The sequence below is a fragment of the Streptomyces violaceorubidus genome, assembly GCF_000717995.1.
Lineage (GTDB): Bacteria > Actinomycetota > Actinomycetes > Streptomycetales > Streptomycetaceae > Streptomyces > Streptomyces violaceorubidus.
Genome location: NZ_JODM01000048.1, coordinates 37379 through 55876, shown reverse-complemented (window position 1 = coordinate 55876; position 18498 = coordinate 37379). Strand labels below are relative to the sequence as shown.

General features: G+C 71.8%; 17 protein-coding genes and 3 pseudogenes. 6 read left to right on the top strand and 14 right to left on the bottom strand.

Going from position 1 to position 18498, the window contains the following annotated elements; all coding sequences use genetic code 11:
• Together IE94_RS41355 and IE94_RS36405 are read left to right on the top strand one after the other, a co-directional pair.
• Positions 1 to 118 (top strand): CAP domain-containing protein (locus tag IE94_RS41355; RefSeq protein WP_245235365.1); only part of this gene is annotated, 118 nt, incomplete at its 5' end.
• A gap of 161 nt (positions 119 to 279) precedes the next feature.
• Positions 280 to 1735, top strand: a pseudogene (locus IE94_RS36405) (NF041680 family putative transposase).
• Positions 1736 to 2118: 383 nt separating this feature from the next.
• On the opposite strand, the pseudogene IE94_RS0132560 reads toward IE94_RS36405, so the two are convergent.
• The 7 genes and pseudogenes from IE94_RS0132560 to IE94_RS0132535 form a co-directional block, all read right to left on the bottom strand.
• Positions 2119 to 2313, bottom strand: a pseudogene (locus IE94_RS0132560) (IS3 family transposase); the annotation flags it as partial.
• Positions 2311 to 2385, bottom strand: a pseudogene (locus IE94_RS40675) (GNAT family N-acetyltransferase); the annotation flags it as partial. The pseudogenes IE94_RS40675 and IE94_RS0132560, both read right to left, overlap by 3 nt.
• A 609-nt stretch (positions 2386 to 2994) precedes the next feature.
• Positions 2995 to 3882, bottom strand: a complete 888-nt coding sequence (locus tag IE94_RS38640) for an LAETG motif-containing sortase-dependent surface protein (protein ID WP_245235364.1) — start codon at positions 3880 to 3882, stop codon at positions 2995 to 2997.
• A gap of 480 nt (positions 3883 to 4362) precedes the next feature.
• The gene (locus IE94_RS39655; protein WP_030191599.1) at positions 4363 to 4923 is read right to left on the bottom strand and encodes an ATP-binding protein; all 561 of its coding nucleotides are present in this window, start codon (positions 4921 to 4923) and stop codon (positions 4363 to 4365) included.
• Positions 4924 to 5048: 125 nt separating this feature from the next.
• A complete protein-coding gene (locus IE94_RS0132545; RefSeq protein ID WP_037924276.1) occupies positions 5049 to 5333 on the bottom strand; it encodes a WhiB family transcriptional regulator in 285 nt (94 codons plus the stop codon).
• A 249-nt stretch (positions 5334 to 5582) separates the two neighbouring features.
• Positions 5583 to 5906 (bottom strand): hypothetical protein, encoded by a 324-nt coding sequence (locus tag IE94_RS0132540; RefSeq protein WP_030191595.1) that lies wholly within the window; start codon positions 5904 to 5906, stop codon positions 5583 to 5585.
• Between the two features lie 18 nt (positions 5907 to 5924).
• Positions 5925 to 6329 carry a PGPGW domain-containing protein gene (locus tag IE94_RS0132535; RefSeq protein ID WP_030191594.1) on the bottom strand — a complete coding sequence of 135 codons (405 nt, stop codon included), beginning with the start codon at positions 6327 to 6329 and terminating at the stop codon, positions 5925 to 5927.
• 329 nt (positions 6330 to 6658) lie between these two features.
• On the opposite strand from IE94_RS0132535, the gene IE94_RS0132530 reads away from it, so the two are divergent.
• Both IE94_RS0132530 and IE94_RS0132525 read left to right on the top strand, forming a co-directional pair.
• Entirely contained in the window at positions 6659 to 8020 is a 1362-nt protein-coding gene (locus IE94_RS0132530; RefSeq protein WP_030191591.1) for an FAD-binding oxidoreductase, read from the top strand.
• A 258-nt stretch (positions 8021 to 8278) separates the two neighbouring features.
• Positions 8279 to 9676: a CHASE3 domain-containing protein gene (locus IE94_RS0132525; protein ID WP_030191588.1), complete on the top strand. Its 1398-nt coding sequence runs from the start codon at positions 8279 to 8281 to the stop codon at positions 9674 to 9676.
• Positions 9677 to 9709: 33 nt separating this feature from the next.
• Here the strand turns inward: IE94_RS0132525 and IE94_RS0132520 are convergent, their stop codons facing one another.
• The 3 genes from IE94_RS0132520 to IE94_RS0132510 form a co-directional block, all read right to left on the bottom strand.
• Positions 9710 to 11425: an ATP-dependent metallopeptidase FtsH/Yme1/Tma family protein gene (locus IE94_RS0132520; protein WP_051777815.1), complete on the bottom strand. Its 1716-nt coding sequence runs from the start codon at positions 11423 to 11425 to the stop codon at positions 9710 to 9712.
• Positions 11426 to 11908: 483 nt separating this feature from the next.
• Entirely contained in the window at positions 11909 to 12316 is a 408-nt protein-coding gene (locus tag IE94_RS0132515) for an SsgA family sporulation/cell division regulator (RefSeq protein WP_030191584.1), read from the bottom strand.
• Between the two features lie 78 nt (positions 12317 to 12394).
• The gene (locus tag IE94_RS0132510; RefSeq protein WP_030191582.1) at positions 12395 to 13009 is read right to left on the bottom strand and encodes a hypothetical protein; all 615 of its coding nucleotides are present in this window, start codon (positions 13007 to 13009) and stop codon (positions 12395 to 12397) included.
• A gap of 740 nt (positions 13010 to 13749) precedes the next feature.
• Between IE94_RS0132510 and IE94_RS0132505 the strand changes: the two genes are divergently transcribed.
• Positions 13750 to 14409, top strand: coding sequence for a response regulator transcription factor (locus IE94_RS0132505; RefSeq protein ID WP_030191579.1), 660 nt, complete (start codon positions 13750 to 13752; stop codon positions 14407 to 14409).
• Positions 14410 to 14490: 81 nt separating this feature from the next.
• On the opposite strand, the gene IE94_RS0132500 is transcribed toward IE94_RS0132505, so the two are convergent.
• A complete protein-coding gene (locus tag IE94_RS0132500) occupies positions 14491 to 14856 on the bottom strand; it encodes a response regulator (RefSeq protein WP_030191578.1) in 366 nt (121 codons plus the stop codon).
• A gap of 188 nt (positions 14857 to 15044) precedes the next feature.
• The gene (locus IE94_RS0132495; RefSeq protein WP_030191576.1) at positions 15045 to 15506 is read right to left on the bottom strand and encodes a cupin domain-containing protein; all 462 of its coding nucleotides are present in this window, start codon (positions 15504 to 15506) and stop codon (positions 15045 to 15047) included.
• A gap of 262 nt (positions 15507 to 15768) precedes the next feature.
• Between IE94_RS0132495 and IE94_RS39650 the strand changes: the two genes are divergently transcribed.
• Positions 15769 to 16050 (top strand): hypothetical protein, encoded by a 282-nt coding sequence (locus IE94_RS39650; RefSeq protein ID WP_037924270.1) that lies wholly within the window; start codon positions 15769 to 15771, stop codon positions 16048 to 16050.
• 115 nt (positions 16051 to 16165) lie between these two features.
• Here IE94_RS39650 and IE94_RS0132485 read toward each other — a convergent pair whose 3' ends face one another.
• Positions 16166 to 17821, bottom strand: a complete 1656-nt coding sequence (locus IE94_RS0132485) for an MDR family MFS transporter (RefSeq protein WP_245235363.1) — start codon at positions 17819 to 17821, stop codon at positions 16166 to 16168.
• Positions 17822 to 17903: 82 nt separating this feature from the next.
• Positions 17904 to 18434 carry a MarR family winged helix-turn-helix transcriptional regulator gene (locus IE94_RS0132480; protein WP_030191572.1) on the bottom strand — a complete coding sequence of 177 codons (531 nt, stop codon included), beginning with the start codon at positions 18432 to 18434 and terminating at the stop codon, positions 17904 to 17906.
• Positions 18435 to 18498 lie beyond the last annotated feature (64 nt).

The window sequence follows — 18498 nt, the reverse complement described above, 5'->3', positions numbered from 1 at the left end:
CTGGATGGACAGCCCCGGCCATCGGGCGAACATCCTGTGCCCGGACTTCGCCACTATCGGCGTAGGCGTCCACATTGGCGTACGGGGCCATTGGTGGACGCAGAACTTCGGCTACTGAGATAACCGCTGGTCAGAGGACTAGCTTGATCTTTAACCTCGGACGTCGAACGGCTTCTCGTACTTGATCACCCGGTCTGGTAACCACCGTACGTACAGGCGGCCTTCCGCTGAGCATGTGCTCCGACCAAGGAACACACACTCAGCACGAAGGCCGTGGGGATGAGTCTGCTGCATGATGCGGTCCGGCAGGATCCGTTCGCGGAACTGTCACGCTTCCGGGGCGAGTTCTACTCCTGCCTGACCAGACGTGCGGACGCTCTGTTCGAGCTGACCGACGCCGTGTTGTGTGCGGACGGCCCGGTCCGGCCGCTGGTGGAGCTGTCGCTGGTGGGCGAACACCGGCGTGGGCACGGCGGGCTCTACGACGCCCTGGCCGCAGGCCGGGTGGAGGTGGCCCGACTGCGTCGGGCACTCGCCGCGGTGCCTTTGCCACGGGCGGCGGACGGGCGGCTGGTGCTCGCCGCCGACATCACCTGCTGGCTGCGGCCCGACGCGCACACCTCACCGCAGCGGATCCTGTGCCACACCTACGGACGCGGCAAGGACCAGCACATTCCCGTCCCCGGCTGGCCGTACTCGGTGATCTGCGCACTGGAGACGGGCCGCAGCTCGTGGACCGCTCCGTTGGACGCACTGCGTCTGGCACCGGGTGACGACGCCGCCACGGTCACCGCTGGACAGATGCGTGAACTGATCGAGCGGCTCGTCGGCGCCGGGCAGTGGCGAGGCGGCGACCCGGACATCCTGATCGTGGTGGACGCCGGTACGACGTGCCCCGCCTGGCCTTCCTGCTCAGGGACCTGCCGGTGCAGGTGCTGGGCCGGATGCGCTCGGACCGCGTCCTGCGCCGTGCGGCACCGCCCCGTGAGCCCGGCACCCGGGGCCGCCCGCCCCGCCATGGTGGCGAGTTCGTCTTCGGCGACCCCGCCACCTGGAACACCCCTGACGCGGCGACCGTGACCGAGACCCGCCTCTACGGCGTCGCAGCCGCCCGGGCCTGGGACCGGCTCCACCCGAGGCTGACACCTCGCTCCGCCTGGACCGCCCAGCTGGGTGCGCTGCCGGTGATCGAGGGCACCGTGATCCTCCTGAGGGTCGAGGGCCTGCCCAGCGGCGCCATCCCCAAGCCGGTATGGCTGTGGTGGTCGGGCACCGACGCCACCGCCGCCCAGGTCGACCTGGTCTGGCAGGCATTCCTGCGACGCTTCGACATCGAGCACACCTTCCGCCTGTTCAAGCAGACCCTGGGCTGGACCTGTCCGAAGATCCGAACCCCGGAGGCCGCCGACCGCTGGACCTGGCTGATCCTCGCGGCCTTCACCCAGCTCCGGCTCGCCCGCCCGCTCGCCGCCGACCTTCGCCCGCCGTGGGAGAAACCGGCCCCGACCGACAGACTCACCCCTGCCCGGGTCCGCCGCGACTTCCGGCACCTCCGCCCGAAGGCCACCTGTTCCGCCAGAGCACCGAAACCCTCCCGCCCCGGTCCGGACGACCACCCGGACGCAAGAACCCCCGGCCGACCCCACGCCACGACGTCCACACAGTCCGCAAAACAGGCATCACGAAACCGAAAGCGAAGAAGTCCGCTTCTCCTCGCCCACGCCGCACAGGTTAAAGATCAAGCTAGGCGCCCTCGTGGGCCGTGTCCGGGTCGTCAGCGTCAGGCTCCCCCTCCGAGAAGACGCGGGCCACGGCGGCCCGGGTCCGGGTCCCGCTCGACGGCCTCAGGTGCGTGTACGTCCGCAGCGTGAAGCCGGGGTCGCGGTGACCCCGGTACTCGCTGCGAGCCTGCGTGCAGGCGGAGACGGCTCTCCACCGACTCACGGGTGAGCAGATCCGGATCTAACGAGGCCATCCACTCAGTGGCTTACTGCTCGAACGTGACGTTGCCAGCTACGAGGTCTACGTAGGCGCCGCGCGACATGTCGGCCTCGATGTTGGCCAACCACTGCTCCGCCTTGCGCTTGGGACTGCTGCAGGGTTGGGTGACAGCGGGGTTTATGCAGCCAGGGCTGCGGCTGGGGTCATGATGGTCTCGTACTCGACGGGGGTCAATCGGGCCAGGCGTCTCTGCCGCCGGCGTCGGTGGTAGGTACGCTCGATCCAGGTCACGATCGCGATCCGGAGTTCTTCGCGGGTGGACCAGGTACGGCGGTCGAGGACGTTCTTCTGCAGCAGCGCGAAGAAGACCTCGGGCTCACGCAGCACGAGCCTCTCGGTCCTGATCGGTGCAGGCGGCCACGCAACGGGTCCGAGATCATTCATGTTGGCCAGCCAATCAGCGGCCAGTGGTGATCAAGACTCACGGTCCCTCTTGACTTCTTATCCTCCTGAGATGACTTTCGGCGCCGCACCCTCGGCGCCGCCGCTGTCGGCCGTCCACTGGCAGACCACCTGTCTCGACGCGGCTGTCTCCTCGCCTCCGGCGCCGGCACGGAGACACGCCGAGCCGTCGAACGCGACCTGCTGGACGCCTATGTCGACGGGCTGAAGGAGGGCCAAGGCGTGGGAAAGTCATCGCGCCGCGTCCCTGTCACCGTTCCTGCTGGCCGTCTTCACGTCCGTCGGGGCGCCGCACAACTCTGCCTTTGAGCAGCCCGGACGCATCCTCCCCTGCGTGATGCTGTGGAGGCCGGACAGCGCCTCCTTATCCCCCCACGGCGAGCCCGTGCGGCGTCGACGCCGCACGGCAGCAGTCTGCCCCGCTGAGAAGTCTCTCAGCGGGGCAGGGCATGGAGCGGCCGGCCAGGCTGCGGTGTGCGCCGAGCTGCCGACTTGGTCTTCACCTGCCTGACAGAGCCCCGAGATGGCCGTTTGTGTCTCGTGATCACGCGAGCGCGGCGCACCGTCACAGCACAGGGAGGAAGGCGGATCTCAGTGCTTGCGGGCCGCCTGCCGGCGACGAGTTGCGAGGAACAGTCCGCCACCGGCGGCCAGCAGGGCTGCCGCACCGGCCATCAGCGGTACCGCGTTGCTGCTGCCGGTATGGGCGAGTGAGCCGCCCTCACTCTTCGACGGACTCGGCAGTGCCGTCGGCGTGGAGGACGAGGAGGTGGCAACGGGCGTGGCCGCCGGAGCCGTGGTAGCCGGCGGAGCGGAAGCAGTCGGCGTGGAGGGCGCCGACGTGGAGGGCGCCGGCGTGGAAGCCGGCGTGGAGGGCGCCGAGGTGGAGGGCGCCGGCGTGGAAGCCGGCGGGACGGAGGCAGGCGGGGACGGCTGGGTTGTGTCGCACGTCTTGGTCCCGCCGTGCCAGGCGGCGATCAGGCCGTTCCCGAAGACAGGGTGATCGGGGCCTTCGGGAAGGTCGGCGCTCACACCGTCGTGCTTGGTGTCACCGACATAGAGGTCGATCTGCGCGAAACATTCGGGGCCGGGCACAGTGATGTCGAGCGTGTCGGTCACACGGTGGGCGACCGTGACGGTGTCGAAGTCCAGGAGCACCTGCTTCCCAGACGTCTGCCATGTCGATCCCTGGGCTCCGTAGGAGGCGAGGGAGACGGTGCACCCGTCGCCCTCACCGCCGCGCACCGCGATGTGTACCTGTCCAGTGCTGTCGGATGCCAGCGCACCCGTGCGGAACTGGGCCGCGGACATCCACGTGTCGCCGTCGAGAGAGAAACGACAGGAGTCCGCGTCGTTCTTGCCGGCACCCAGGCTGGACTGGTAGCTGGTGTGGCCGGCAGCATCCGGGTGTCGGCCCGTGGCGTGCGCGGTGGTCGCGCCTATCGCCGTCACGGCCAGCGCGGCGGCACCAGTCCCCACAAGGGCTCTCAGGGCAGCACGACTTCTTGTTGACATAGATGATCCCATTCATGTTTCGGCGCCCTCGCTGTGCCCGGAGCGGTCGGCTGTACGGGCCGGCGGCGGACACCGGCGGTCAAACGGTGAGCTGTGGTTCGGCAACAGAGAGGAGTCGCCGGTTCCGTTGGGGAATCGACTGCCGGACTACCTGAACGGCCCCTCCGTCCCCGTCACGAAGTCGCCGCCGGCGATCAGCCACGATCCTCCACATCACGTGGACGAAGCATGGCCTGCACGGGTTCACCGCTCTGCAACACGAGTTGATCACGGAGACGGCACCTTTCCTACCACTGCTCGTCCGATGAACCGTGCAGATACGGGTTCGTCAGCAGACCTTCCCCGGTGGATCGGACCTACGGCCGGCTGCGGACACACGGCATGAACGACAGGGCTTTCCACACCACGAACTGCGACCCCGTGTACTGGGCTGACGTGCGCGGCTCAATGCCCGACCTCGTCCCAAGCGGCCGACCGCGCGCTGCCCATGCAGCCCGGCAAGGGCAAGGTCCCCAGCCTGGTTGTGCCGGTGCTGCTCGGGCCGGACGAGACGGCGGACATGTCGAGCCGACCGAGGACCTCGGCGAGGGCGCGGAAGAGGCGGTGCCGCACGGCGGTAGCGTCGTCCAGCGGTTCGGGCGCGGGCGGCAGGTCATCGGCCCACTCGGGGATCAGCGGGCGCAGTGCCCCGCGCAGGCCGCTCAGACCCAGTCCCGCGACGCTGCCGACGCCGTCGGCGCCGCGTCCACTACCGCGCCGAGCGTGGACGGCACCCTCAGCTCCGGGCAGGCACCGACCAGCGCGCGGTATCCGGCGCTCCGCCCGGGTGGCGAGGAACTCCCGCAGCAGGCAGGTCTTGCCGATGCCCGCCTCGCCGTCGAGCAGGACGACGGCCGGCTCTTCGAGCAGCGAGTAGAGCGCGGCCGTCTCGTCCCGCCTGCCGACGAAGCGCGGTGCGCGGAAGGCGGGGTGCTGTCCGGACTCGGTGTCCGTACTCTCCGTCAATGTCCGCCCCCTTGCTCGCGTCGCGCCGTACGCCGTTGCGGACTCTACGGGGTGGGCGGCTTGAGGTGTGAGGTGTCAGAGCGAGGTAATCGGCCCGAAACGGGGGGTGCGGCGGGCGGTGGTCCTCACACGTCCGCCGTGCGGGAGGCGGCAGCGGCCCGGGCGGCGCCACGGCGGATCAGGCGGCGGTCCCCCTCGTCCGTCCCGCCCCATATGCCGTGGACCTCTCCGGCGTCCATCGCCCACCGCAGGCAGGCCTCGGTGACGGAGCACAGGCGGCACACGGCCTTGGCGTCCGCGGCCTGCAAGAGGGCCGGGCCGCTGTCGCCCACGGGGAAGAACAGTTCTGGGTCCTCGCCTCTGCAGGCGCTGCGGGTCTGCCAGTCGCCGGTGAGGAAGTCGCGGTACATCGGTGCCTCGCAAAAAGGGGTCGGGAGACGTCTCCGAGGGCGGGTGTCCTGGAGGGCGTCGCGGCTCGTCGTCGACGGCCGCACGAGGTGGACGGAGCGGGGAAGGCGGACACCGGGCAGGGGTCGACACCTTCGTGAGCAGCACGCAGGTCACGCAATAGACTGTTTATATCAGGCCATTGAGGTACATAGGGCGGTTGTCCGTCATTCGCTCACATGTCATTTACTGACACGGCATCCGCCCACACGTCATTCGCCCCGGTGCCCGCGGGTACGCCGCTGCCGAAACCGCTCCGCGTAACCGACCAGGGCGAACACGCAGGCGACGAGCACCCAGTTGGCCAGGACGAACAGCGCGCCGCGCACGGTGCCGAGGCGGGACCGTGCGGCCAGCGCCATGAGGACGCCGATCGGCGTGCTCGCGCACAGGGCGAGGACGACGGGCCGCCGGGCGGCGAACACCTGGACGACGGTCGGTGGTCTGTCGTTCCGCGCGGCGGCGGCCTCAATGATACGTGTGACCAGGCGTTTCCACCCGGGAGTCATCCGCCGGAGGAAGCCCGTGGATCGCATGTCCCGCATCCTAGGGCCTCAAGGTGTGTGCGGGTGCCGTACCCGGCGGTGGCTCCACACCAGCAGGGCGAGGAGGACCACTCCGGACAGGAGCAGACCGGCCCCCGTGGCCCAGCCGCCGAACGGCAGTCGGGGCCGCAGCCCCCAGGTCAGGCCCGCGGCCAGGAGCGCCGCGCCGGCCAGCACGGAGGCGGCGATCCGCAGGGGCGAGGACACGCTGTCCTCGGCGGCCCGCAGGGCGCGTTCGCGCACCGGGTCCACATACCTGGCGAAGACGGGAAACTGCCGGGAGAGGACCACGAGTCCGGCGAGGACGAGGAGGAGGCCGGGTCCGGGCAGGACGAGCAGCGCGACACCGGTCAGCAGCAGGGCGCCGCCCCCGACGAGGGCGGCGGCGCGGCGCACCGCGTTGCTCTTGTGCATGCCGTTCTCCGTCCTGCCGTACGTCCGCGGGGCGGACGATGCCGGTCCGATCGGACCTGACGGACATTTTCACCACCCCATGCGTCACCTGTCAAGACGGTGACGATATGAGATGTCGGGCAGGCGGGACCGAAGACGTGTGAACTCCGGGTCCCCGCGCTCCGTGCTTGTGGTGAGCAGGCTTTCCCCTCCCCCCGATCCGCCGCGAGACGCGCGCGTGCGATCGGGCCCGGCGGGCGGACGGGCCTCGGCGACCAGGCGGAACCGAGAGGCAGATGAGCGGGGAACTTCGTGGACGGCCGGTGCCGTCCCTCAGGACGCAGGACGTGATGCGACTGGTCCTGCGGGATGTGGCCGGCCCCGTGCTGACTCCCGGCTCGGACGGCTACGCCGCCGAGTGCGCCACCGCCGACCCTGACCGGCCCCTGCGGCCCACCGCCGTGGTCGGGGCCACCGGCGAGGACGACGTGCGCAAGGCGGTCTCCTTCGCCGCCTGGCAGGGACTGCCCGTCGCCGTGAAGTCCGCCGCCCACCAGGTCGTCGGGTCCGCCGACGGCGGCCTGCTCATCACCACCGGACGGATGAAGAGCCTGTCCGTCGAGGCGGCCACCCGCAGCGTACGGGCCGGGGCCGGTGTGCTCTGGGACGAGGTCGTCGCACGCACCGCGCCCCTCGGCCTCGCGCCCGTCATGGGCTCCGCCCCGGGCGTCGGAGTGGTCGGCTACACCCTGGGGGGCGGGCTGAGCCCCCTGCTGGGCCGGACGCACGGGTACGCCGCCGACCACGTGCTGCGCGTCAAGGTGGTCACGGCGGACGGGGAACTGCGCACCGTCACGCCCGAGCGGGAGCCGTCCCTGTTCTGGGCGCTGCTCGGCGGCAAGGGCAACTTCGGTGTGGTGACCGAGATCGAGTTCCGGGTCTTCCCGGTGACCCGCTTCCAGGGCGGGGGGATCTTCTTCGCCGGCGAGCGGCTCGCCGGGGTGCTGGAGGCGTGGCGCCGGTGGGTGGCGACCGTACCGGAGGAGATGTCCTCGTCCCTCGCCGTCCGGCCGATGCCCGGCCTTGCCTCGGTGCCGCGGGCGCTGCGCGGCAGCTCCGTCGTCCATGTCCGCGTCGGCCACCTGGGCGCCGCCGAGGAGTGCGACCGGCTCGTCGCACCGCTGCGCGCGGCGGCTCCCGTCCTGCTCGACACGGTGGGGACCAGGCCCGTCACCGCGTTCGGGGAGATCCACCAGGACGCGGACCCGCTGCCCCCGGTCCACCGCACCGTGGCCCTGCGGGCGTTACCTCGGGAGGCGGCGGACGTCCTGGTGCGGCTGGCCGGTCCCGGCTCCGTCCGCCGACCGGCGCGGCTGGAGATCCGCGCCCTCGGCGGCGCCCTGGACCGGGAGCCGGAGGTGCCCAACGCGGTGGCGTCCCGGGGGGTGCCCTTCGTGGTGGTGGTCTCGGCCGCGGGCGGCGGCGAGCGGGCCGGGGCGCTCGGGGAGGAGCTCGCCCAGGCCGTCGGCGGGCTCGCTCCCTGGGCCGCCGACCGGAGCGTGGTCAACTTCCTGTCGGCGCAGGAGGCCACCGACGAGGAGGCGGTGCGGGCGGCGTACGGCCCGGTGCGGTATTCGAGGCTGGCCGAGGTCAAGCGGCACTACGACCCTGCCAACCTGTTCCGCTTCAACCACAACATCCGGCCGGTCTGAGACGGGGTCGCCGGCCCCCACGGGGCCCCGGTGACCGAATCGGCCCGGTCCGTCACACGGATACGTGTCGCCGCCCGGATGACGCGTCCCGGCCACGGCGACCACGGCCGATCCGCTCGCGACGCGTACGGAGGGATGCCGGGCCGGGGACGCTCCGGATGTGTTTCGGTGCTCACTTTCCGGACATGTCTTCTGCTCTGGCCGGATACATTGCACACTTTGCCTGTCTCATTCTCATCCACGGGGGCAGGGCGGACCATGAGTGCTGGGCGTGACCACAGACGTCGGACGCTGGGGCTGACAAGTCTCACGGTCGCGGCGAGCGGACTGCTCGCCGCGCTGATCGGTGTCGCGTTCGCCGTCCTGCTGTGGGCGATCAACGACGCCAACAACTCGACTTCGGCCCGGCGGGCCTCGCGGACCGCCCTCGTCAAGGCCGGCGGCATGGAACAGCTCCTCGTCGACCTGGAGACCGGGCAGCGCGGCTTCGTGATCACCAAGCACGACGAATTCCTCGAACCGTGGCAGGCGGCGCGCAAGGCGCTGCCCCTGGAGGCCCGGCAGTTCACCGACAGCACGACCTCGGTGGAGCAGCGGCGCGCCGCCGAGCGGATCACCCGGGGGGTGCGGTCCTTCCTCGACGACTACTCGGTGCCGCTGGTCGCCAAGGTCCGGGCGGGAGATCCCACGGCCGGTTCGCTCGAGGAGGCGACCGAGGGCAAGCGGCGGGTGGACGGGCTGCGGGCCCAGTTCGACCAGTACATGGCCGACGAGCGTGTCCAGCTCGCCGAGCGCACCGACGCCGCGGGGGCCAACAGCCACCAGGCGGTGACCGCCGCCGCGGTCGGTCTCGCGGCGTCCATGGCGCTGTTCGCCGTCTTCACCGTCCTCCAGCACCGCGCGGTGGTCCGTCCGGTGCGCGGGGCGGCGTCGGCGGCCCAGGAGCTGGCGGGCGGTGACCTCAGCGTGCGGGTCGCCCCCAGCAGAATCGCGGAGATCGGAGCGCTGGGCACCTCCTTCAACAGCATGGCCGCCTCCCTCCAGGACAGCCGCCGGCGCATCATGGAGAGCACCGAGGCCGTCCACCGGCGCACCGCCCGGGATCTGCACGACGGGGCGCAGCAGCGGCTGGTCAGTCTGATGATCGGCCTGCGGCTGGCGCGCGAGCTGCTGCCCGAGACCGAGACGACCGCGATCGACCTGCTCGACCAGTCGATCGACAACGCGCAGACCGCGATCAACGAGCTGCGGGAGCTGGCCTCGGGGATCTATCCGCTGGTGCTCACCGTCAAGGGCCTGGTGGCGGCGGTGAGGGACCTGGCCTCCCGGTGCCCGGTGCCCACGGTCGTGGAGTGCGAGAACGAGCGCAGGATCTCCTCCACGGTCGAGTCGAACGCGTACTTCGTGGTGGCCGAGGCCGTGACCAACGCGGTCAAGCACGCCCGGGCGTCCCGGATCGACGTCCGCGTGGAGTTCGGGGAGGTTTTGCGGATCAAGGTCGCCGACGACGGGATCGGCGGCGTGGGCAAGGCGACCGCGGGCAGCGGGATGACCGGCCTGGCCGACCGCGTGGCCGCTTTCGACGGCAAGCTGACCATCGACTCCCCGCCCGGCCGGGGCACCACCCTCCTGATCCAGATCCCGATACGGGACTGAGGCGGGCGGTGCCCGGCGCGGCGCGCGCTCGCGTCAGGCGCTCCGGTCGGCCCGCGCGGTGGCCCGTTCCCCGGCGGGACCCGCGGTGAGGGACGGGACGCCCGCGATGCGGTAGGCGTCCGCCTCGTCCAGCGTCTCGTGCTCCAGCAGGGCCTCGGCCAGGGCGTCCAGGCGGTGGCGGTTGTCCCGGAGGGTCCGCCAGGCCTCGGCGTGGCACTCCTCGACGATCCGGCGGACCTCGGCGTCGACCAGGTCCAGGGTCTGCGGGGCGGCCGACATGCCGTACGGCTGCTGCGAGTCGGCGGGCAGCACCGAGACCGGGTCGGCGCCCGGCTGGAGCATGCCCAGCAGGGCGTGCCCGCTCTCGTGGTAGGCGGTGCGCCGGCGCTCCTCCTCCGGCATCACCAGCGGACGCTGGGCGCCGAGCTGGATCTTCTCCAGGGCGTCGGACAGGTCGCCTCCGGTGACCCGGTCCCGGGCGTGCCGGACCGCGCAGAGGGCGGCCTCGTTGGCGAGGTTGGCGAGTTCAGCGCCGGTCATGCCCGGTGTCGTACGGGCCACCCGGGCCAGGTCGACGTCCGGGGCGAGCGGCATGGCGCGGGTGTGGATGCGCAGGATGGCCTCGCGGCCGTCGCGGTCGGGCGGGGAGACGGTCACCACACGGTCGAACCGGCCGGGCCGGGTCAGCGCCGCGTCCAGGATCTCGGCCCGGTTGGTCGCGGCGACCACCACGACGCCGTCGGAGGCGGTGAAGCCGTCCATCTCGGTGAGGATCTGGTTGAGCGTCTGCTCCCGCTCGTCGTGGCCGCCGACCGCCGAACCGGTGCGGGCCCGGCCGATGGTGTCGATCTCGTCGATGAAGACGATGGCCGGCGCGACCTTGCGGGCCTCGGCGAACAGCTCCCGCACCCGGGAGGCGCCCACCCCCACGATCATCTCGATGAACTCGGAGGCGGACGCCGAGAAGAACGGCACCCCCGCCTCACCGGCGACCGCGCGCGCCAGGAGCGTCTTCCCGGTGCCCGGCGGGCCCGCGAGCAGCACGCCCCGGGGCATCTTGGCACCGAGCCGGTGATAGGCCTCCGGGCGCCGGAGGAAGTCGACCACCTCGCTCAGTTCGCCCTTGACCTCGTCGATGCCGGCCACGTCGGCGAAGCTGGTGCGGCCCTCCTCCGCCTGGACCGGCTTGGGCGGCTTGCGGCCCAGCACCCCGCGCGTGCCGCCGAGCCCGCCGCCGGCCCTGCGGGCCACGAACAGCCACACGCCGATCAGCAGGGCGGTGGGCAGCAGCGACACCAGCAGGGACTGGCCGAGACCCGGCCCCCGGGCCACCGGCGAGGCGGAGACCGAGACCTTCTTCTCGGTGATCTCGCGCCACAACTGGGCGGAGTCGGCGAAGGCGGGCTTGTACGTCTTGAACTTCCGGTACGTGGTGCCGTCGCCGTCGCCGGGCACCTCGCGCTCCTTCTTCAGCGTGCCCTGGATCTCGGAGCCGCGGGAGTAGACGGTCCGGACGTTGCCCGCGTCCAACTGCGCGGTGAAGGCGGTGTAGTCGACGGACGTGGTGCCGTCGCCGTGCATGCCGTTGTAGACCAGCCCCGTCGCCAGGTAGATCACGACGAAGATGACCACCTGCGCCAGACAGCCCAGGCGGCGGCGCCGGCCGTCGGGGGGCGGGCCCCCGCCCGGTACTCCCTCGGAGCGCCAGGGGGACCGGGGGTCGGGGCGGGGCGGGACGGGTGCGGCCATCGGACTTTCTCCTTGCGGGGACGCGGGTCCCGTCGGGGGACGGGGCCGGGCGTTGGTACAGCGGTGGGGGGTTCGGGGGGGTGCGGGGCGCCGGCGGTGCTCGGGGCCGGGCCGGCTGGTCGGGGCGGTGGCGCAGGGGGTCGCGGGCGGCGCGCGCCCTTCCGGCGGGCGGTCGTCCCGGCCGGCCGGGACGGCAGGGGAGCGCACCGGGGAGCGGGGCGAGGAGGCCGGGGCCACGCCGCCGGTTCCGGCCGTCCGGCCCGGAGCGCGGGCCACCACCCACCGGGCGACGGCGCCCTGCGCGCACCGGTCACCGCGAGGGCGGCACTCGGGCCGGTCCCGCGCGGCGGGGCCACCGTGAACCGGGTGTCGCCGTCCCCCGGCACGGCCTCGCGGCGCGGGAACCGGGCCGCGGGCGGTGCCGTCCGACTGCCGGTCGTCGTTCGAGGGGCGGCGTCGAACCGGTTCCCGTGGACGGTTGCATCACTCTGCCAGCTGGACGAGCTCGTCCCAGTCGACGCCGTCCAGTTCGGTCCCCAGGGGCACCATGTTCCAGGTGCGGGCGAGCCACTGGCCGACCGGCTCGATGGGGATCTCGAAGAGGGCCGTGCGGTCGCCCGCCCCCACCCGCATGCAGAAGGTGGACCGCTCGCCGTCGCTGTCGAACAGCGGCCAGAGGATGACTTCGCCCTCGCCGACGCGGGAGACCAGGCCGTCGGCCAGGAGCTGGCGGCAGAAGATCCATCGCACCGGCCGTTCGCCGTCGCTGTCCAGGACCAGGGTGACGGCCAGCGGGTCACTGCTGTCGTAGGTGAACTCGCAGTTCAGGTCCAGGGAGAGTTCGGACGTCACCCAGTGGGTGATCTCCAGGGTGAGGTGGCACTTCTTCATGGTCGCCTCCAAGGGGGGTCGGCCGGTCGACCGGCCTGGACGTGTGTGGTCGTGCGCTGCCCCGAACCGGGGCCCGCCTCAGTCGATGGCGCGCAGGGTGCGGGGGTGCCGACGGGCGGCGGCGATCGCCTCGACGACACCGATGACCATCAGTGCCGAGCCGCCGACGTGGGTCAGCGTCCCGAGGGACGAGAAGGGGAACGCGGTCATGAACAGACCCGCCGAGACGATCGCCGCGTTCAGCAGGTCGTCGTAGACGAAGACGTGGCTCACCGAGGAGGAGGTGACGGAGAGGGCCATGGTGAGCCCGCGCAGCAGCCAGCCGCAGCCCGTCCACACTCCGAGCAGGAACACGGTGTCCACCCAGCCGTGGACGAGGGCCGCGCCCAGCAGCAGGGCGGCGACACCTCCGGCGAACAGCAGTCGGCCGACCGGCTTCGACGCCCCGGAGTCGTGGACGGCGAGCAGTTGCAGTGCTCCCTGCACGGCCATGTGCACCCCGAAGAACGCTCCGGCCGCCGTCACCGTGCCGACGGGCGCGACGACCAGTACGCCGCCCACCAGGGAGGAGACCAGGGCACCGGCCAGCATGGCCGCCCTGGTGAGGGCGCCGCCCGGGCCGGCGACCACGCGGCCGCGGGATCGGTCCGGCACGTTCCGGACCTCGTCCCGGGTGGTGTCCAGCCGTGTCATGTCTACTTCCGTTCCTCGGCACATGTGTGCGTGGTTCGCGCGGGGCGTCCTGGTCCTGCCTGGTGGGGCCCGCCGGTGCGGACGGGCCCGGTCGGCCCGAAAGGTTTCCGACGGTGGCGCCCGTGCCTCGTGTGGTGTTTCCTGGTGCTTACCGGAGCGACTCCCTCCGATTCGCTCGGCGGAGCCTGGTGCCTGGTGCCTGGTGCCTGGTGCCTGGTGCCTGGTGCCCGGCCGGGAACTCCCGGTCCAGGCGCCAAGTTTCGGCCGGGGCGGCCACAGGGTCTGTCGTGTGGCCCCTCGGCCTTCCTCGGGGCTCCCCCAGGGCGCCGTAGGGCACACCCCACGTCGGTCCGCGGACACGTCTCCTGACGTGCGGCGCAACCTCCACGCACGGCGCGCCGGGCTGCTCTCGGAGGGGCGGGCGCACACCCGAACCTCGGGTTAACCCCACAACGGACGTGCGGTGTGCCCGCAGGACATGTCAGGTGCCCTTGACAGTCGGCGTGCGTCCGCCCGGCACATCCTGGGACGGACGGATGGCACACATGTGCCCGTCCGGGACGACGCGGGCGGCATGCGCGGGAAGACGGCCCGCGGCCGGCTCGCGGACGCCCCGCACCCGCCGAGGAGGTGAGGTGACGGCCGGGCCGGCGGTCGCCGGGTGCCGCGCCCCGCGAGAGGGCCGGCACCGCATCCGCTCGTCGTATCGGCGCAATATGTGCGCGCGCTAGGATGCCGTCATGAAGGAACCACGTCGGGCGGTACTCGGTGAGGACCAGCCGATCGTCCGCGAAGGCATCGCGACCATTCTGCGCACGGCGGGCATCGACGTGGTCGCCGCCGTGGACAACGCGGTCGACCTCGTGCGCGCGGCCGAGGAGCACCTCCCCGACGTGGTGATCACGGACATCCGGATGCCGCCGGCCCTGGAGGCGGACGGGCTGGACGCCGTGCGCAAGATCCGTGCGGCGCGGCCGGAGACCGCGGTGATCGTCCTGTCCCAGTTCCTCGACGCCTCCTACGCGCTGGACCTGGTCGGGGACGATCCGAGCGGGGTGGGCTACCTGCTGAAGGAGAAGGTGGCCAGCCCCCAGCTCCTCATCGACGCCGTGGAACGGGTCGTGGCCCGGGACTCCGCCCTCGACCCGGACGTCATATCGGCGCTGCTGGGCCGCAAGCGCCCCGAGGACCCCTTGGCCGGGCTGACGCCCAAGGAGCGCCAGGTCCTGGCGCTGATGGCCGAGGGCCACTCCAACACGGGGATCTCCGAGCAGCTCTTCGTGAGCGTGGCGGCCGTGGAGCGGCACGTGACCGGCATCTTCATGAAGCTGGGCCTCAACCAGACGGCGACCGGACAGCACCGGCGCGTGCTGGCGGTGCTGCGCTACCTCGGGCAGTAGCCCGCACGCACGCCGTCACGGCGGCCAGGGGCGGGACGGGGAACCGCCCGCCCCCGCCCGTCCCCGGCCGCCGCCGGGAGGTCAGGGCGTCGGTGCGGTGAACAGGCCCCGCAGATCCGCGTCGAACAGCTTGTCCTTGGCCACGAAGCACTCGATGCCCGCCCGGTCCAGCTCCTCCCGCGCCCACAGGGACCTGTCGGTGGAGGTCAGCACGATCCGCGGCGCGTCCCCCTCCTCGGTCAGACGCCGGGCCACGCTGAGTCCGTCGAGGTCGGGCAGGTGCAGATCCATCAGCACGCCGTGCGGACGGTGCGCCCGCACGGCGTCCAGGGCCGAGGCACCGTCCCATGATTCCGCGACGACACGCAGGCCCCGTGCCGTCAGCAGCGTCGTGGCGATGCGGCGGAACCCCGGGTCGTCGTCTACGACGACGATATTGATGCACATGCTCTCAGCATGCAGGGCGGCGCGGTGCCCGGACCATAGGGGGAGCCCTACGGTTTGTGTATGACTCACGCATGGGAGTCCCGCACCCGCGTCCGCGGCACTCCCCCGGCAGCACCCCGGCAGTTCCCCGGCAGCTTCCGGCGACACCCCGGCAGTTCCCCGGCAGCTTCCCGGTCACCAGGGGGCATCTAGTACGTGGTCACGAGGGGCTTGGTCTCGTCGACCACGTACGTGGAGAGCATCATCGTCGTGACCCTGCCGACGTTGCGGGCGTTGTGGATCACGCCGTCCGGGATGAAGAAGGGGTCCCCGGTGCGCAGGCGCAGGGGCGGCCTGTCGTCGAACTCCATGAGGACGTCGCCCCGGACGATGTATCCCACCTCCACACCGGGGTGGCTGTGCCGGCCGGACTCCTTGTGCCGCGGGATCTGCACCAGCGTCTGTACGGCCTCCCAGCCCTCGGCGGGCGAGGGGTGTTCCTGGAGCAGGGTGCGGGTGACGCCCTCGGTGGGGTCGGTGTCCGAGGGGGCGGGGGCCACGCCGTGACGGGAGGACTCCGCGGCCTCGGCGGAGGCGGGCAGAGCGGCACCGAGTGCGCCGGCCGCTGCCGCGACGCCGCTGGTGCGGAGGAGGGCACGCCTGTCGATCATCTTGGTTCCCTTCGCGCTGAGCGGAAAGCCCGTTCTGTCCGCACACGCAAACACGTGTGCATACGCTCTCGCAAGGGTCAAAGTCGGCCACCGACACATGTGTGCGAAAGCGGGTGTCGGGGCGAAGGACTGCCGCGGGATGTGGTGTCCCGCGGCGTGAACCCCGGGCCGGTGCACTTCCGTTGAGCCACTTGGGGGACTCTCCACGCGCCTGTGACCCCCATGGGTGTAGCGGGCGCCGGCCGGAATTCGAGGAAGAGCCATGCAGTCAGGTCAGGAACCGCTGGAGCGGGCCCGTGCGGTGTACGAGGACCATGTGCGGGAGTGTCGCTTCTGCGCGGGCAGAGGCGCCGTGTGCCAGGCGTCGAAGATCCTCAGACGCACCTACAACAACTTGCTGAGAGCGGCCGGTCCGCGCGCCGAGTCCGTCGGCCCGCAGGCCGCGACGCCCCCGGCCCCCGTTCCCGCACTGCCGGCGTCCGATCCGGCGCACGCCCCGGGTCCGGACACGGCCCCGGTCACCGCTCCGGAGGGAGCGTCCTGACGGGGCGTCCTGATGGGGTGCTCTGACGGGGCGTCCTGACGGGGCGTGCGTCCGGCGCCGCCGTGCCGGTGCTCGGCACGGCGGCGCCGTGAACGGCCTGCCATGAGCAGGGAGGTCAGCGTGTCCGCTCGACCCGGGGGTCCTCGCCCGCGTCACCGGGGGTCCGCGCGGCGTCGGTCTCGGCGGCTTCGTCCACAGCCTCCGCCACCAGGGGCGCGCCGGAAACGGCCTCGGCGTCCTGCATGGCGGCCTGGGCCGCCTGGTCCAGGCCGCTGGAGGCGCGCAGCGGGACCTCCTTGATGAACAGGGTCACCAGGAAGGCGAGGAGGGCGACGGGCGCCGCGTACAGGAAGACGTCGCCGATGCCGTGCCCGTAGGCGCCCTCCAGCCAGTCGCGGACCGGGGCGGGCAGCATCGCGAGGTCGGGCAGCTTTCCGCTGCCGGAGGCCTGCGCGGCGGTCGCCTGGTCCTGCGGGGCGAGCTGGGTGATGGTCTCGCGGGCGTAGTGGCCGATACGGGTGGTGAGGACCGAGCCGAGCACCGAGACGCCGACCGCGCCGCCGAGGGACCGGAAGAAGGTCACCGTCGAGGAGGCGGCCCCCAGGTCGGCCGGGGTGACCTGGTTCTGCGTGCACAGGACCAGGTTCTGCAGGGTCATGCCGACGCCGAGGCCCATCAGCGCCATGCAGGAGGCTATGTACAGGTACGGGGTGTCGTAGCGGAGCATGCCCAGCAGGGCCAGCCCCGCGGTCAGCAGGACGCCGCCCGTGAGCAGCCAGCCCTTCCACTTGCCGGTGCGGGTGATGACGCGGCCGGAGAACGTGGAGGAGAGGAACAGGCCCGCGATGAACGGGATCGTCATCAGGCCCGACTTGGTGGGCGAGTCGCCGCGCGCGAGCTGGAAGTACTGGCTGAAGAAGACCGTGCCCGCGAACAGCGCGATGCCGACGAACAGGGAGGCGACCGAGGCGAGGGCGATGGTCGGGTTGCGGAACAGCCGCAGCGGGATGATCGGCTCGGCGGCCTTCGTCTCGACGAACAGGAAGGCCAGTGTCAGCACGGCCGACAGGCCGACCAGGGTGTAGGTCTGCCAGGACAGCCAGTCGTACTTGTCGTCGGCGAAGGTGACCCAGATCAGCAGGGTGCACACGGCCGCGGTGACGAAGAAGGCGCCGGCCCAGTCGACCTTGACCTTGCGCCTGACCACCGGCAGGTTCAGGGTCCGCTGGAGCACGATCAGCGCGACGACGGCGAAGGGGATGCCGACGAAGAGGCACCAGCGCCAGCCGAGCCAGCTGGTGTCGGTGATGACGCCGCCGAGCAGCGGGCCGCCGACGGTCGCGACGGCGAAGGTCGCGCCCAGGTAGCCGGAGTAGCGTCCGCGTTCGCGCGGGGAGATCATCGCCGCCAGCACGACCTGGGCGAGGGCGGACAGACCGCCGCCGCCCAGTCCCTGGATGACCCGGGCGGTGATCAGCGTCGCCGGGTTGGGGGCCAGGCCGGCCACCAGGGACCCGATGACGTAGACGATCAGCGCCGACTGCACCAGGACCTTCTTGCTGAACTGGTCGGCGAGCTTGCCCCACAGCGGGGTCGACGCGGTGACCGCCAGCAGGGAGGAGGTGACGACCCAGGTGTAGGCGGACTGGCCGCCGCCCAGGTCGTTGATGATCCTGGGCAGCGCGTTGGTGACGACGGTCGAGGACAGGATCGCGCAGAACAGGCCGAGCAGCAGTCCGGAGAGCGCGCGCATGATCTGCGCGTGCGTCATGGACTCCTGGGGTGTTCCTCCCGCGCTGGGGCTTGAGGCCCGCACACCGGCTTGCGGGGTGGATGTCATGAGTGTTCTTTCCTTACGTGGTGACAACGGTCGTCCGGGCGGGCGGGACGCCCGGGGACGTCTCGGAGGGCGGGGCGTCCGGGGACGTCCCGGGGGGCGGGCCGCCCGGGTGGGTCCTCGGGTCGTCGAAGCCGGCCCGGAGCCGGGCCAGGAGCCCGGTCAGCAGCTCGACGTCCTCGTCGCTCCAGCCGCTCAGCCGTTCGGCGAGCAACCGGGCGGTCCGGCCGGAGAGTTCGGTGAGCCGCTCACGGCCCTCGGGGGTCAGGCGCAGGATGCGCGAGCGCCGGTCCGCCGGGTCGGGGCTGCGGTCGATCCAGCCCAGCTCGGCCAGGTGCGTGACGTGGCGGCTGGTGACCGACATGTCGACGGCGAGCAGTTCCGCGAGCCGGCCGATGCGCATGTCGCCGTCGCGGCCGAGCAGCGCCAGGACCGCGGCGGATCCGCTGGAGCAGTCGGCCGGCAGGGACCGGGCCAGCTCTCGGCGTACGGACCCGATGGCGCTCAGCTGCCGCATCAGCTCCTCGAAGTCGGGTTTGCCGGCCACACATGCCTCCAGGTTCATTGCTCAAGGCAACTATGCGGTTAGTTGGTTGATTCAGGCAAATGTT

Excerpts from the sequence above, each read along its gene's own strand:
- IE94_RS0132545 (WP_037924276.1), bottom strand. The coding sequence starts at position 5,333 with ATGTACCGCGACTTCCTCACCGGCGACTGGCAGACCCGCAGCGCCTGC.
- IE94_RS0132540 (WP_030191595.1), bottom strand. The coding sequence starts at position 5,906 with ATGCGATCCACGGGCTTCCTCCGGCGGATGACTCCCGGGTGGAAACGC.
- IE94_RS0132535 (WP_030191594.1), bottom strand. The coding sequence starts at position 6,329 with ATGCACAAGAGCAACGCGGTGCGCCGCGCCGCCGCCCTCGTCGGGGGC.
- IE94_RS0132530 (WP_030191591.1), top strand. The coding sequence starts at position 6,659 with ATGCGACTGGTCCTGCGGGATGTGGCCGGCCCCGTGCTGACTCCCGGC.
- IE94_RS0132525 (WP_030191588.1), top strand. The coding sequence starts at position 8,279 with ATGAGTGCTGGGCGTGACCACAGACGTCGGACGCTGGGGCTGACAAGT.
- IE94_RS0132520 (WP_051777815.1), bottom strand. The coding sequence starts at position 11,425 with ATGGCCGCACCCGTCCCGCCCCGCCCCGACCCCCGGTCCCCCTGGCGC.
- IE94_RS0132515 (WP_030191584.1), bottom strand. The coding sequence starts at position 12,316 with ATGAAGAAGTGCCACCTCACCCTGGAGATCACCCACTGGGTGACGTCC.
- IE94_RS0132510 (WP_030191582.1), bottom strand. The coding sequence starts at position 13,009 with ATGACACGGCTGGACACCACCCGGGACGAGGTCCGGAACGTGCCGGAC.
- IE94_RS0132505 (WP_030191579.1), top strand. The coding sequence starts at position 13,750 with ATGAAGGAACCACGTCGGGCGGTACTCGGTGAGGACCAGCCGATCGTC.
- IE94_RS0132500 (WP_030191578.1), bottom strand. The coding sequence starts at position 14,856 with ATGTGCATCAATATCGTCGTCGTAGACGACGACCCGGGGTTCCGCCGC.
- IE94_RS0132495 (WP_030191576.1), bottom strand. The coding sequence starts at position 15,506 with ATGATCGACAGGCGTGCCCTCCTCCGCACCAGCGGCGTCGCGGCAGCG.
- IE94_RS39650 (WP_037924270.1), top strand. The coding sequence starts at position 15,769 with ATGCAGTCAGGTCAGGAACCGCTGGAGCGGGCCCGTGCGGTGTACGAG.
- IE94_RS0132485 (WP_245235363.1), bottom strand. The coding sequence starts at position 17,821 with ATGACGCACGCGCAGATCATGCGCGCGCTCTCCGGACTGCTGCTCGGC.